The organism is Paraburkholderia sp. GW821-FHT02A12, from assembly GCF_059422005.1.
Genome location: NZ_JBWKWA010000001.1, coordinates 3844350 through 3859166 on the forward strand (window position 1 = coordinate 3844350; position 14817 = coordinate 3859166).

10 protein-coding genes are annotated in these 14817 nt (G+C 64.5%); 4 read left to right on the top strand and 6 right to left on the bottom strand.

Annotation, left to right across the window (positions count from 1 at the left end; all coding sequences use genetic code 11):
• The first annotated feature begins 21 nt into the window (after positions 1 to 21).
• From AC07WT_RS17615 to AC07WT_RS17625, 3 genes are read left to right on the top strand one after another with little or no spacing between them, the layout of a single operon-like run.
• Positions 22 to 978: a metal ABC transporter solute-binding protein gene (locus AC07WT_RS17615; protein ID WP_494947931.1), complete on the top strand. Its 957-nt coding sequence runs from the start codon at positions 22 to 24 to the stop codon at positions 976 to 978.
• Positions 978 to 1937, top strand: coding sequence for an ABC transporter ATP-binding protein (locus AC07WT_RS17620; RefSeq protein ID WP_494947932.1), 960 nt, complete (start codon positions 978 to 980; stop codon positions 1935 to 1937). The genes AC07WT_RS17615 and AC07WT_RS17620 overlap by 1 nt, the downstream gene beginning before the upstream one ends.
• The gene (locus AC07WT_RS17625; protein ID WP_492590447.1) at positions 1930 to 2712 is read left to right on the top strand and encodes a metal ABC transporter permease; all 783 of its coding nucleotides are present in this window, start codon (positions 1930 to 1932) and stop codon (positions 2710 to 2712) included. The genes AC07WT_RS17620 and AC07WT_RS17625 overlap by 8 nt, the downstream gene beginning before the upstream one ends.
• 70 nt (positions 2713 to 2782) lie before the next feature.
• Here the strand turns inward: AC07WT_RS17625 and fghA are convergent, their stop codons facing one another.
• The 3 genes from fghA to AC07WT_RS17640 all read right to left on the bottom strand — a co-directional run bounded on the left by fghA (position 2783) and on the right by AC07WT_RS17640 (position 6607).
• A complete protein-coding gene (gene fghA / locus AC07WT_RS17630; protein ID WP_494947933.1) occupies positions 2783 to 3634 on the bottom strand; it encodes an S-formylglutathione hydrolase in 852 nt (283 codons plus the stop codon).
• A 25-nt stretch (positions 3635 to 3659) separates the two neighbouring features.
• The gene (locus AC07WT_RS17635; RefSeq protein WP_494947934.1) at positions 3660 to 4766 is read right to left on the bottom strand and encodes an S-(hydroxymethyl)glutathione dehydrogenase/class III alcohol dehydrogenase; all 1107 of its coding nucleotides are present in this window, start codon (positions 4764 to 4766) and stop codon (positions 3660 to 3662) included.
• Positions 4767 to 5131: 365 nt separating this feature from the next.
• Entirely contained in the window at positions 5132 to 6607 is a 1476-nt protein-coding gene (locus AC07WT_RS17640) for a xylulokinase (protein WP_494947935.1), read from the bottom strand.
• A gap of 444 nt (positions 6608 to 7051) precedes the next feature.
• Here AC07WT_RS17640 and AC07WT_RS17645 point away from each other — a divergent pair, with 444 nt between their 5' ends.
• A complete protein-coding gene (locus AC07WT_RS17645) occupies positions 7052 to 8461 on the top strand; it encodes a nucleobase:cation symporter-2 family protein (protein WP_494947936.1) in 1410 nt (469 codons plus the stop codon).
• A 152-nt stretch (positions 8462 to 8613) separates the two neighbouring features.
• On the opposite strand, the gene AC07WT_RS17650 is transcribed toward AC07WT_RS17645, so the two are convergent.
• From AC07WT_RS17650 to AC07WT_RS17660, 3 genes are read right to left on the bottom strand one after another with little or no spacing between them, the layout of a single operon-like run.
• Complete coding sequence (locus tag AC07WT_RS17650) at positions 8614 to 10161, bottom strand: efflux transporter outer membrane subunit (RefSeq protein ID WP_494947937.1); 1548 nt, start codon at positions 10159 to 10161, stop codon at positions 8614 to 8616.
• Between the two features lies 1 nt (position 10162).
• Positions 10163 to 13372: an efflux RND transporter permease subunit gene (locus tag AC07WT_RS17655; protein ID WP_494947938.1), complete on the bottom strand. Its 3210-nt coding sequence runs from the start codon at positions 13370 to 13372 to the stop codon at positions 10163 to 10165.
• Positions 13373 to 13387: 15 nt separating this feature from the next.
• Complete coding sequence (locus AC07WT_RS17660) at positions 13388 to 14617, bottom strand: efflux RND transporter periplasmic adaptor subunit (protein WP_494947939.1); 1230 nt, start codon at positions 14615 to 14617, stop codon at positions 13388 to 13390.
• Positions 14618 to 14817 lie beyond the last annotated feature (200 nt).

The window sequence follows — 14817 nt, forward strand, 5'->3', positions numbered from 1 at the left end:
CTCACGCAACAGGGAACAACGATGAAAATAATCGGCTCGCTGTGGAACGAGGCGCGCCGTGCGCTGAAGCTGTCCAAGTACGTAGCCGCGGGCGCTGCCGCGCTGGCGCTCGGTCATGGCGCGCTCGCCGCAGAGGCGAAAATCCCGGTGGTCGCGGCGGAAAATTTCTACGGCGATGTGGTGCAGCAGCTCGGCGGCGACCGGGTCGAGGTAACCAGCATCCTCAGCAATCCGGATCAGGACCCGCATCTGTTCGAAGCCAGCCCGAAGACCGCGCGCGCGTTGCAGCATGCGAGCCTTGTGGTCTACAACGGCGCCGATTACGATCCGTGGATGGCCAAACTGCTGGCCGCCTCGAAGAGCGCGAAGCGCACCACGATCGTCGCCGCCGATCTCGTCGGCAAGAAAAGCGGCGACAATCCGCATCTCTGGTACGAACCGTCGACGATGCCGGCGGTAGCGCGCGCAGTGAGCGCGGCGCTCGTCGCGGCTGACCCGGCGCACAAGTCGGCGTACGATGCGAACCTCGCGAAGTTTCTCGATTCGCTCAAACCGATCGACGCCAAGGTCGCCGAGCTGCACGGCCGCTACGCGGGCGTGCCGGTGACGGCGACCGAGCCGGTGTTCGGCTATATGTCGGACGCGGTGGGCCTGACGATGCGCAATCTGCCCTTCCAGATGGCGACGATGAACAGTACTGAAGCAAGCGCGACCGATATCGCCGCGTTCGAACGCGATCTGCGCGAAAAGCGCGTGCGCGTTCTGATCTATAACAGCCAGGCAACCGAGGCCCTGACCAAACGCATGTTGAAGCTCGCGCAGCAATCGAAGGTGCCGGCCATGAGCGTCACCGAAACCGAACCGGCCGGCAAGACCTATCAAACGTGGATGCTGACGCAGCTCGACGCGCTCTCCAAGGCGCTGGCCGCGGGCGACGCCGGCGGCGCGAGTGCCTCCGCCACCAAAGGAAAAACGTAATGAATGCAACTGGCCGCAGCGCGCCAGCCCATCCCCCTGCCAATGCATCAGACCATACAGGAAGCAACGCGCCTGTGCTCGAACTCGAGCACGTGACGCTGGAACTCGGCGGTCGCGCGATTCTGCGCGACACCGGCTTCGTGGTGAACCAGGGCGAATTCATCGGTGTGCTCGGGCCGAACGGCGCGGGCAAGACGACGCTGATGCGCGCCGTGCTCGGCCTCGTACCGGCGGTCAGCGGCGCGATTCGCGTGCTGGGGAAATCGGTCGAGCGCGGCAATGCGTCGATCGGCTATATGCCGCAAACGCGTAGCGCGCTTGCCGGGCGCCGCGTGCGTGGCCGCGATTTCGTCGCGATGGCCGCGGACGGACACCGCTGGGGCCTGCCGCATGCTGACAGCACAACCCGCGCGGATGTCGAGCGCGTGCTGGATCTGGTGGGCGGGCGCAAGCTGGCGGAGCGGCCGTTGTCGGAACTGTCGGGCGGCGAGCGTCAGCGCTTGCTGCTTGCGCAATGCCTGCTGGGCAATCCCAAACTGCTGCTGCTCGATGAACCGCTGATCAGCCTCGATCCGCATCATCAGAAGAGCGTGGTCGAACTGGTGCGGCGCGTGCAGCAGGAACTCGGCATCGCCGTGCTGTTTTCAGCGCACGAACTGAATCCGCTGCTGAACTCGCTCGATCGCGTGCTGTATCTCGGCAGCGGTGTCGCCGCGCTCGGCACCGTCGATGAAGTGATTACCAGACCGGTGCTGTCGCGCCTGTACGGTTCGCCGATCGACGTGATGCGCGTGAACGGCCGCATCTTCGTGATGTCGGGCGACGTCGAAGTCGAAAAGCACGATCACGAGCACGAACAGGACGAGAACGGCGGCCACGCGCATTCGCATGCCCATGGCCACGCTCATGGTCACTCACACCAGCACGACTCACGCGACGGACACACGCACGATGTTTGAATACGATTTCATGGTGAACGCGTTCGCGGCGTCGGGGATCGTCGCGCTGCTGTCAGGGGTGGTCGGCTATTTTCTGGTGATGCGCGGACAGACCTTTGCGGGTCACGCGCTGTCGCACGTCGGCTTCACCGGCGCGACCGGTGCGGTTCTGATCGGCATCTCGCCGATCTGGGGGATGATCGGCTTCACGCTGGCCGCGGGCGTCGGCATGGGCGCCCTCGGCGAGCGCCTCGCCGGACGCGATGTGGCGATCGGTGTGATCCTGTCGCTCTCGCTCGGCTTCGGTTTGCTGTTCCTGCACTTCTTCACCGCCTACGCGACGCAAGTCACCGCACTCCTGTTCGGCAATGTGCTCGGCGTGAACGCGTCGACGCTCGGCGTGCTCGCGGGTCTGGGCGTGGTCAGTTTGCTGGCGCTCGCGGCGATCATGCGGCCGCTGCTATTCGCTTCGTTGCAACCGGAATTGGCCGAAGCCAAGGGTGTGTCGCTGCGTCTGGTGTCGGTGCTGTTTCTGGCGATCGCGGCGCTGGCGGTGGCCGCGTGTACGCAGATCGTGGGCGTGCTGCTGGTGTTCACGCTGATGGTCGGCCCGGCCGCCGCGGCGCAAAACATATCGACGCGACTCTCGACCGGTCTCGTGCTCGCCGCCGTGTTCGCGCTGGTGCAGGCGTGGCTGGGTCTGACGCTGGCGTTCTATACCGACTGGCCGACGAGCTTCTGGATCACTGTGCTGTCGGCGGTAGTGTATGGCGGGAGTTTGCTGAGGCGGCGTTGAATCGCGCTCGTGGAGCTCGTGGAAATAGCGGCGGCACGCTTACATGCCGTCGCTATCGTTCCGCAGCATTTCAACCGAGCAGCACCTTCGCGTGATGCGCGATGTGATCTTCGATGAAGGTCGAGATGAAGTAGTAACCGTGGTCGTAGCCTGCGTGACGGCGCAGCGACAGCGGCTGCCCTGCCGCCTTGCAAGCGGCTTCGAACACGTCGGGGTTCAACTGCTCGGCGAGAAACTGATCCGCCAGTCCCTGATCGACCAGAATCCCTGCCGCAAACTTGTGCGACGCCTGTGCGATCAGCTCGCTCGAGTCGTACTGCTTCCACGTCTCGCGGTCTTCGCCCAGATAACCGCTGAATGCCTTCACGCCCCAAGGGCACCGTGAGGGCGCGGCGATCGGCGCGAACGCCGACACCGAGCGGTAGATCGCCGGGTTGCGCAGCGCCAGCATCAATGCGCCGTGACCGCCCATCGAATGCCCGAAGATGCCGAGGCGCGTGCCGTCCACCGGCAGACTCGCGAGCACCGTTTCGCGCAACTCATCCCGCACGTACGAGTACATCCGATAGTGCTTCGCCCACGGTTGCTGCGTGGCATCGACGTAAAAACCCGCGCCCACGCCGAAGTCCCACGCCGCGCTTTCGCCCGGCACGCCTGCGCCGCGCGGACTCGTGTCCGGCGCGACTAAAGCGATGCCGTGCTGCGCCGCGAAGCGCTGCGCGCCGGCCTTGATCGGAAAGGTTTCTTCCGTGCAGGTCAGGCCCGCGAGATAGAACAGCGCAGGCACGTTCGCGTTGGCCTGCAGGGCCTGCGGCGGCAGATACACTGAAATGCGCATCGGCAGACCGATGGTCTGTGAGTCGTGCCTATAGATGCGCTGTTCGCCGCCGTGGCAGGCGTGCGACGACAAAAGTTCTAGCATCGCCATCTTCCTTCTCCGAGCCGGATCAGTACAGCACGACCGAGCGGATCGACTCGCCCTTCTTCATCAGGTCGAAGCCCTCGTTGATGCGTTCGAGCGGCAGACGGTGCGTGATCAGGTCGTCGATGTTGATCTTGCCTTCCATGTACCAGTCGACGATCTTCGGCACGTCGGTGCGCCCGCGCGCGCCACCGAACGCCGAGCCCTTCCACTCGCGGCCTGTCACCAGCTGGAACGGCCGCGTGCTGATCTCTTCGCCCGCCGCCGCCACGCCGATGATGAACGACTGGCCCCAGCCCTTGTGCGTGCACTCCAGCGCCTGGCGCATCACCTTCGTATTGCCGATGCACTCGAACGAGTAATCGGCGCCGCCATCGGTGAGTTGCACGATGTGATCGACGACGTTTTCGACTTCGTTCGGGTTGATGAAGTGCGTCATGCCGAACTTCCTGGCGAGTTCGACGCGGCCCGGATTGATGTCGACGCCGATGATCCTGTCCGCGCCGACCATCTTCGCGCCCTGGATCACATTCAGGCCGATGCCGCCGAGACCGAATACCACCACGTTCGCGCCCGCCTCGACCTTCGCCGAATACACGACGGCGCCCACGCCCGTCGTCACGCCGCAGCCGATATAGCAGATCTTGTCGAACGGCGCGTCTTCACGCACCTTCGCAACCGCGATTTCCGGCACGACGATGTAGTTCGAAAACGTCGACGTGCCCATGTAGTGAAACAGCGGCTTGCCATCCAGAGAGAAACGCGACGTAGCATCGGGCATCAAACCCTTGCCTTGCGTCGCGCGGATCGCCTGGCAGAGGTTGGTCTTGCGCGACAGGCAGAATTTGCACTGGCGGCATTCCGGCGTGTAGAGCGGAATCACGTGATCGCCCTTCTTCAGCGTGCCGACGCCCGGGCCGACATCGACGATCTCGCCCGCGCCCTCGTGACCGAGAATTGCCGGGAAGAGGCCTTCCGGGTCGGCGCCGGACAGCGTGTAGTAGTCGGTGTGACAGATGCCCGTCGCCTTCACTTCGATCAGCACTTCACCGGCGCGCGGACCTTCCAGATCCACTTCCTCGATCGTCAACGGGGCGCCGGCTTTCCATGCGATTGCTGCTTTGGTCTTCATCGTGAATGCTCCTGTGAGTCTGTGAATGCGTGGCGCGTCGCGGCGGACTATCTCGCGGCGCGCCGGTGTCGCGGTTCGGCTGCTGCAGTTAATTGGCGTGCCACGTCGCGCACGGATGTTGTCGCTCGTACGCGGCAACGCGTGCCCACGGCTAACTTAGCGCACGAAAGCCGTAATGGTATTGCAAAGTGCGTCGCGGCATTGTCTGAACGTGACATCGGACTGGCTGCGCAGGGCCGGTTGCGGAGACTCGGTTGCGGACGGCCTGGTTGCGGAGGCCCGGTTGCGGACGGCTCGGTTGCGGACGGCCCGGTTGCGGAGGCCCGGTTGCGGAGGCCCGGTTGCGGAGCGCCACTCGCGGGCGCTCAGTCACGGACGGCCTGTTGCGGACAGCCGGTTTCACCGAACCAGGTTTCGACGCGGCCATAGAGATCGAGAAAGCGCGCGTAACGTTCGGCAAGCGCCGCATCGCCTCGCGGACCGGCGACACGCGTTGCGCCCGGAGCCAGTCCCGCAAGATCGCCCGCCTGCCAGTGGCCGCTCGCCAGGCCGCCGAGAATCGCCGCGCCGCGCGGCGCCGCGTTGGGGCAATCGACCGCATGCAACTCGACGTTCAGCGCGTCGGCGAGCAACTGCCGCCAGCGCGCATCGACGGAACCGCCGCCGGCCAGCTTCAAGGTGCTGACCGTCGCGCCACTCTGACGAATCGCATCGAGCCCGGCGCGCAACGAGAACGCAACGCCTTCGAAGGCCGCCCGCATCATCGTGCCGCGCGTGTGGTCGAGTGCAAGGCCGAGCCAGCCGCCACGCGCCGCCGGATTGAGCCAGGGCGTGCGCTCGCCGGTGAGGTACGGCAAAAACGTGAGACCTGCCGCGGCGGTATCAGTGTTGCCGACAGCATCGCCGAATGCATCACTGAATGCATCCCGATAGGCATCGGCCCATTCATACGACAGCCAGCCGCGCACACGTTCGAGCGCGACGCCGACGTTTTGCATCGCCGCCATCCGATACCAGTGATCGCTCGCCGCGCGATAACGATGCAGACCTCTCACCGCGCCGGGCGCGTGTTCGGCGAGCACGACGATCTGTCCGCCGGTGCCGGTGGTGAGCAGCGCATCGCCGTCGCGAGCAAGACCGCTGCCGAGCGCCGCGCATGGCGTATCGGCCGCGCCGGTTGCGAGCACGATACCGGCGCGCAGACCGAGCGCTTGCGCGGCCGGCTCTGACAACACGCCACCCGCCGCATACGAGGGCGCCAACGGCGCAAACCATTCATGCGGCAATTCGAGCCGCTCGAGCAACGCGCGATCCCACACGCCCGCGGGATCGGCGAGCGCGGTCGCGCAGGCATCGGACGGATCGGTCGCAACCACGCCGCCCAATGCGACGCGCAACCAGTCCTTCGGTTGCAACGCCCAACGCGTCTTATGCGCGGACTGCGGTTCATGCTGGACGATCCAGCGCAGCAACGGACCGGCCATGCCGGGCGCAACCGGATTGGGTTGAGGCTCGGGCCATAGATCGAGCAACGCCAAGGCGCGCGTGTCGGGCCAGAGCATCGCGGGGCGCACCGCTTCGCCATCGGCGCCGATCAACACGACACCGTGCATCTGTCCGGAGAAGCCGATCGCCCGAACCTCGCGGCGCAGACCGGCGGGCAGGTGCGCCGCCGCTTCGCACAGTGCGCGCCACCAGGTTTGCACCGACGTTTCCGCCCAACCTGGATGCGGCGTATCGAGCGCATAAGCGACGCTCGCCGCCGCTTGCTCGCGGCCGTTTTCGTCGACGATTGCTACTTTGAGGGAGCCGGTGCCGAGGTCGATGCCAAGAAAACTCATGAGCGGAAAAACGCCAGGTTGGTCAGGGGAATAAGCACGCTGAAGGTGCCGGGAATGCTGCATTTTCCATCATCGCGGGCCCGCTCCGAAAGCACGCCCGAACTCGCGCGCAAAACCGCGATTCGCGGGGATTCGTGGGGATTCGCGGGTTAACCCCGCTACGCCGCGGGCCGCACGAAAACAGCACTATGCGCAAAGCCAGATATACCTCATTGATTCTCACACATATCCGATTGAGTCGGACGACGCCGCGCGCCGCCACGTGCCACCGCTGCATAGGGCTCGCCGCCGTTTTGCGCGGTGCGCGCATTTCTTTTGGCTTTCAAATGGCCCTCACGCATATCGTCGCCGGGAAGACCGGAATAGGCCCCAGCGGTCTTGTTGCACTTTTTCGTTCCGCATACCTTGGAGCCATCCCAAAACGAGATGGTGGAGAGAGACGATATGCAATCGAACACGGTTCACCCGTGCGACGAACGGCTGCCCGCGGGCCAGTTGCTCACGCTCGGCATTCAGCACGTTCTGGTGATGTACGCAGGCGCGGTTGCGGTGCCGTTGATTATCGGCGCGGCGCTCAAACTGCCGAAAGACCAGATCGCGTTCCTGATCAGCGCCGATCTCTTTTCCTGCGGCATCGCCACGCTGATTCAGACGCTCGGTCTGTGGATCTTCGGCATCCGTCTGCCGGTCATCATGGGCTGCACGTTCGCCGCCGTCGGCCCGATGGTCGCGATCGGCACCAATCCTTCACTCGGCATTCTCGACATCTTCGGCTCGACGATCGCGGCGGGCGTGGTGGGCATCATCCTCGCGCCCGCGATCGGCAAGCTGCTGCGCTTCTTTCCGCCGGTCGTGGTCGGCGTGGTGATCTCGGTGATCGGCCTGTCGCTGATGGAGGTGGGCATCAACTGGGCGGCCGGCGGGGTCGGCAATCCTGACTACGGCAATCCGATCTATCTGGGCCTGTCGCTGGTCGTGCTGATGCTGATTCTGCTCATCAACAGGTTCGCCAAGGGCTTTATCGCCAACATCTCAGTGCTGCTCGGCATCGTGGCGGGCTTCGTGATCGCGCTGGTGCTCGGTCGCGTCAACATGGACGGCGTCACGCACGCACCGTGGGTCGGCTTCGTGATGCCGTTCCACTTCGGTCTGCCGCATTTCGATCCGCTCTCGATCGCGACGATGGTCACCGTGATGTTCGTGACCTTCATCGAATCGACCGGCATGTTCCTCGCGGTCGGCGACATGGTCGATCGTCCGGTCGATCAGAAGACGCTGGTGCGCGGCCTGCGCGTCGACGGTCTCGGCACGCTGATCGGCGGCATCTTCAACTCGTTCCCGCATACTTCGTTCTCGCAGAACGTCGGCCTGATCGGCGTGACCGGCGTGAAGAGCCGCTTTGTGTGCGCGATGGGCGGCGTGATCCTGGTGCTGCTGGGTCTGTTCCCGAAGATGGCGCAGGTAGTGGCGTCGGTGCCGGCCTTCGTGCTCGGCGGCGCGGGCATCGTGATGTTCGGGATGGTCGCGGCGAACGGCATCAAGGTGCTGTCGAAGGTCGACTTCGTGAAGAACCACGACAACCTGTTCATCGTCGCGGTGAGCATCGGTCTGGGTCTGGTGCCGGTGGTGTCGCCGCACTTTTTCTCGAAGCTGCCACCTGCGCTGTCGCCGCTCCTGCATAGCGGGATCTTGCTGGCATCGGTGTCGGCGGTCGTGCTGAACCTGATCTTCAACGGCGTCAGGAGCGAGAAGAAAGCGAAGAGCGAAATTCGCCGGGCAGGACATGATTTCGGCGGACGCGGCGGCCATGAACCGCAGCGCGACGAGATGCTGCGGGCGGCGGACTTGCATTGAGTGTCGATAGCCAGATAGCCAGAGCCGCACAAGCGAGCGCAGCGCACCCAAACAAAAACGCCACGGCATGCCGTGGCGTTTTTTTATTGCTGGCTGCGTGAGGCGGCTTCCCTGCAACAGAAACCCGCCCCGCGCGCCGGCTGCTACGAGACTTAGCCCGCGGTGGCTGCCGAAGCCGCCACCGGTGCGCTTGCCGCGCCATAATCGACCGGTGCATCGGCGGGACGCGGCTGCTCGCCGGCCCGTTCGATCCAGCCGCCGCCCAGAGCCTGATACAGCGTGACCAGGTTCTGCAGACGCTGCATCCGCGCGGTAACCAGCAACTGCTGCGACGAATACAGATCGGTCTGCGCGGTCAGCACCGACAGATAGCTGTCGACGCCGTTCGTATAACGCAGATTCGACAGATCCAGCCGGCGCTGTTCGGCAAAGGTATTGCGCTCCAGCGCCTGGATCTGCTGATCGTACGTGCCGCGTGCCGCCAGTCCGTCCGCCACTTCGCGGAAGGCCGTCTGGATTGCCTTTTCGTACGTGGCGATCTGGATGTTCTTCTGCACGTGGGCGAGATCGAGATTGGCCTTGTTCTGGCCGCCTTCGAAGATCGGCAGCGTGATCGACGGCGCGAAGCTCCACGCCGCCGAACCCGGCTTGAACAGACCGCCGAGCGTGGGGCTGAGCGTGCCGAAACTGCCGGTCAGCGAAACCTTCGGGAAGAACGCCGCACGTGCCGCTCCGATGTTCGCGTTGGCCGCGAGCAGATTCTCCTCGGCTTCGGCGATGTCCGGCCGACGCGTCAGCAGATCGGACGGCAAGCCCGCCGGAATATCCGTGAGGAGATTCTGGTTGTCGAGCGTCGAGCCCGGCGGCAGATCGGCCGGCAACGGTTCGCCGATCAGCAGCACCAGCGCATTCTCAGCCTGAGCCCGCAGACGCGCCTGCGACTGCAAGTTCGCGTTGGCCTGCTCGACCACCGTTTGCGACTGCCGCAAATCGAGTTCCGAACCGGTGCCGGTATCGAACTGCAGCTTGGTGATCCGGTACGACTCCTGCGCGGTCTTCAGCGTGCCCTGCGTGACTTTCAGCAGATCGTCGAGTTCGAGCACTGTCAGGTACTGATTCGCCACCTGCGACACCAGCGAGATTTCCGCCGCCTTGCGCGCCTGAGCAGTGGCCAGGTACTGAGCCAACGCCTGGTCCTTCAGGCTCTGGATCCGCCCGAAGAAGTCGATTTCCCACGAGGCGTTCAGACCGACCGAGTAGGAGTTGGAGATCGTCAGGCCAGTCGACGTCAGATCTTTCGGTGTGCGCTGTCTGGTTTGCGACGCCGCCGCGTTGAGCGTCGGGAACAGCGCCGCGCGGGCGATCTGATACTGCGCCTGCGACGCCTGAATATTCAGCACCGACACGCGCAGATCGCGGTTGTTCTTCAGCGCGATTTCGATCAGCCGCTGCAAACGCGCGTCGACGAAGAAATCACGCCAGCCGATATCGGCCGCAACCTGACCATTCGCGCTGCGCGCGGCGCCCGTTGCACCCGGCCGCCCCCCGCCCGGCTGGGTCGCGCCCGGCTGCGTTTCGTACACGCCGCCGGTCGGGAAGGCCCCCGGCACGGGCGCGGCCGGACGCTCGTACTTCGGCGCCATCGTGCAACCCGCGGCGAGGAACGCGACCGCCACTGCAATCAAAGAGTGTTTTTGCATCTCAATGTCCGTCCTTGCCCGAGCCTTCACCAGCCGACCCGCCACCCTGCGGATCATGCGGATGGTGCTGGTTGTAATGTGCGAGCGCCGCATCCGGGTCTTCCTTCTCACCGCCGAATTTCGCGCGGATCACGACGAAGAACATCGGGATCATGAAAATCGCGAGGAAGGTCGCCGTCAACATCCCGCCGATCACGCCGGTACCGATCGCGTGCTGGCTGGCCGAACCCGCGCCGTTACTGATCGCGAGCGGCATCACGCCGAGAATGAACGCGAGCGAGGTCATCAGGATCGGGCGCAACCGCAGGCGCGCCGCTTCCAGCGCGGCCTCGATCGGCCCCATGCCTTCGCTCTGCTGCAGCTCGCGGGCGAATTCCACGATCAGGATCGCGTTCTTCGCCGACAGCCCCACCGTGGTCAGCAGACCCACCTGGAAGAACACATCGTTCTCGAGCCCGCGCAGCGTGGCGGCGAGCAATGCACCCAGCACGCCGAGCGGCACCACCATGATCACCGAGAACGGGATCGACCAGCTTTCATACAGCGCGGCGAGACACAGGAACACGACGAGGATCGAGATGCCGTACAGAATCGGCGCCTGCGAACCGGACTGGCGTTCCTGCAGCGACAGACCCGTCCATTCGTAGCCGATACCCGCGGGCAGCTTCGCCGCGATCGCTTCCATGGCCGACATCGCCTGGCCGGTACTCTTGCCAGCGGCAGCGGCACCCTGGATTTCGACCGCGGAAATGCCGTTGTAGCGTTCGAGCTTCGGCGAACCGTAAGTCCAGATGCCTGAAGCGAACGAACTGAGCGGCGCCATCCCGCCTGCGGTGTTGCGCACGTACCAGTTGCTCAGGTCCTCCGGATTCATCCGGAACGGCGCGTCGCCCTGCACGTACACCTTCTTGATCCGGCCGTCGGTATCGAGGAAGTTGTTGATGTACTGCGAGGCCCACGCGATCGAGAACGTCTGGTCGATCGCCGACAGCGACACACCCAGCGCAGCCGCCTTTTCGTGATCGATCGAGATCTTGAACTGCGGCGTATCGTTCAGGCCGTTCGGACGCACGAGCGCCAGCGACGGATCCTTCGCCGCCATGCCGAGCAGCATGTTGCGCGCCTCCATCAGCTTCGCGTGGCCCAGACCGCTACGGTCCTGCAACTCGAAGTCGAAGCCCGACGCCGTACCCAGTTCCGGAATGGACGGCGGATTCACCGGATACACCAGCGCATCCTTGTACGACGAGAAGTGCATGAACATCCGGCCGATCAGCGCCTGCACCTTCTGGTTCGCGTGCTGGCGGTGCGCGTAGTCCTTCAGCTTCACGAACACGAGACCGGCATTCTGACCACGGCCCGCGAAGCTGAAGCCGTTCACCGTGAACGCCGATTCGACGATGTCCTTTTCCTGCGTCAGCACGTAGTCCGATACGTCCTTGAGGGCGTGCGCCGTGCGCTCCTGCGTCGAGCCGGCCGGCGTTTGCACCATCACGAACATGATCCCCTGGTCTTCATCCGGCAGGAACGACTTCGGCAGCCGCACGAACAGCATGCCCACCGCGACGATCACCACCAGGTAGATGATGAGCCAGCGGCCCGAGCGCTTGATCACGTGATGCACGCCGGAGTGATACTTGTCGCGGCTCGTTTCGAAAGTCCGGTTGAACCAGCCGAAGAAACCCTTCTTCTCTTCGTGATGACCCTGCGGGATCGGCTTGAGGATCGTCGCGCACAGCGCCGGCGTGAGAATCAACGCGACCAGCACCGACAGCACCATCGCCGCCACGATCGTCAGCGAGAACTGCCGGTAGATCGCCCCGACCGAGCCGCTCGAGAACGCGACCGGCACGAACACCGCCGACAGCACCAGCGCCACGCCGATCAGCGCACCGGTGATCTGGCCCATCGCCTTGCGGGTTGCGTCGCGTGGCGACAACCCCTCTTCGGCCATCACCCGCTCGACGTTCTCCACCACCACGATCGCATCGTCCACCAGCAGGCCGATGGCCAGCACGAGACCGAACATCGACAGCGTGTTGATCGAGAAACCCACCACGCTCATGACCGCAAACGTACCCAGCAGCACCACCGGCACGGCGATCGTCGGAATCAGCGTCGCGCGCAGGTTCTGCAGAAACAGGTACATCACGAGGAACACGAGCACGATACCTTCGAGCAGCGTCTTCACCACTTCTTCGATCGACAGGCGCACGAACGGCGTCGTGTCATACGGGTACTTCACGACGAGGCCGTGCGGGAAATACTTCGACAGCTCGTCGATCTTCGCCTTCACGTTCTTCGCGGTCTGCAGCGCATTGGCGCCCGTCGCGAGCTGAATGCCGAGACCGGCGGTCGGCTGACCGTTGTAGTGCGTGTCGAAGTTGTAGTTTTCACCGCCCAGCTCGATGCGCGCGACGTCCTTGATGCGCACCTGCGAGCCGTCCTGGTTCACCTTCAGCAGCACGTTGCCGAACTGCGCAGGTGTATTGAGCAGCGTCGCCTCGGTAATGGTCGCCTGCAGCATCTGGCCCGGCACCGAAGGCGTGCCGCCGAGCGAGCCGCCCGCCACCTGAACGTTCTGCGCCTGCAGCGCGGTCTGGACATCGACCGGCGTCAGACCGAAGTTGTTCAGCTTCACCGGGTCGAGCCAGATCCGCATCGCGTACTGCGTGCCGAACAGCGTCACGGTGCCCACGCCGTCGAGACGGCTGATCGGATCCTTGACGTTCGACGCCACGTAGTTCGAGAGGTCGGTCCTGTTCATGCTGCCGTCTTCGGAAGTGAACGCCAGCACGAGCAGGAAGCTGCTGCTCGACTTGGTGACGTTGATCCCTTGCTGCTGCACGATTGTCGGCAGAAGCGGCGTGGCGAGCTGCAGCTTGTTCTGCACCTGCACCTGGGCGATGTCCGGATTCGTGCCGGCCGCGAACGTCAGCGTGATGGTCGCCGTACCGGAGTCGTCCGAGGTGGACGACAGGTACAGCAGGTGGTCGAGGCCGCTCATCTGCTGCTCGATCACCTGCGTGACGGTGTCTTCCACCGTCTTCGCCGACGCGCCCGGATAGACGGCGCTGATCTGCACCCCCGGCGGAGCGATGGTCGGGTATTGCGCGATCGGCAAGCTGAAGATCGACGCGATGCCCGCGAGCATCAGAATGATGGCGATCACCCATGCAAAAATCGGGCGATCAATAAAGAACTTTGCCATGTAACAGGCTCCCTGTTATTGCGCGGCCGATGCAGCGGAGGCCGGCTGGGCCAGGGCCGTCTGGGCGCCGCTTGCCGCCGGCGCACCTTCAGCCGCAGTGCCGGATGCAGGCAGTTGCGCCGGAACCGTCTTGACCGCCATACCCGGACGCACCTTGTCGGTACCGAGCACGATCACGCGGTCACCCGGGTTCAGGCCGCTTTCGACCACCCAGTTCGGACCGTACGTCGACGACGTGACCAGCTGGCGCACGGCGACCTTGTTGTCCTGACCGACCACGAACGCAGTAGGCTGGCCCTTCGGATCATGCGTAATGCCCGTTTGCGGCACGACGATCGCGCGGTCGTTCACGCCTTCGTCGATGCGCGCGCGCACGAACATGCCCGGCAACAGCACGTGGTCCTTGTTCTGGAAGATCGCGCGGATCGTGACCGAACCGGTGCCCTGGTCGACCGTGACGTCGGTGAACTGCAGCTTGCCCTTCTCCGGGTAGGTGCGGCCGTCTTCAAGAATCAGCGTGACCTTCGCGGCGTCCGGCCCGTTCGTCTTCAGGCGGCCTTCCTGCACCTGGCGGCGCAGCTTGAGGCCGTCGAGGCTCGATTGCGTGAGGTCGACATAAACCGGGTCGAGTTGCTGGACCGTCGACATCAGCGTGGCCGCGCTCGCTTGCACATACGCGCCCGGCGTTACCTGAGAGATGCCGACCTGGCCCGTCACCGGCGAGACGACATCCGTATAGCCGAGGTTGATCTGCGCCGTGTCGACCGCGGCCTTGCCGGCGGCTACGTCAGCCGCTGCCTGGCCTTGCGCGGCGACCGCGTTGTCGTAGTCCTGCTTGCTGACCGCGTTGGCCGCGACCAGCACCTTGTAGCGGTTCGCTTGCGCGGTGGTCGACACGAGGTTGGCCTGCGCCTTGGCAAGCGTCGCCTTCGCGTTGTTCAACGTCGCGATGTACGGCGCCGGATCGATCTTGTACAGACGCTGGCCGGCCTTGACCTGGCTGCCTTCGGTGAACTCGCGGCGCAGCACGATGCCGTCGACCCGTGCGCGCACTTGCGCGACGAGGAACGCACTGGTGCGGCCGGGCAATTCGGTGACGACGGGCACCGTCGTCGGCTGGACGGTGACGATGCCCACTTCGGGCGTTTGTTGCGGCGGGGCCGATTGTTTTGGTCCGCACGCTGCCAGCAATACGGCAGCCGTCGCGGCACAGATTAAGCGGAATGGAACCCGTTCGACGCGCATGGAGCGACCTCTGTCAATGACTGAGAATGAAAAAGTGCGCGCATCCCCACCCCGGAGACGACAGCGCAACATGCGTCTTGCGACGCCTGACCGGAAACCCGTGGATGCAAACCGAACCTGCAGGGGCATCCTGAGAGAAATGCGCCATACCGGGGAAATGCCGCACGACGCCGCCCGTCCGGGCACGGCATAAGAGCGTT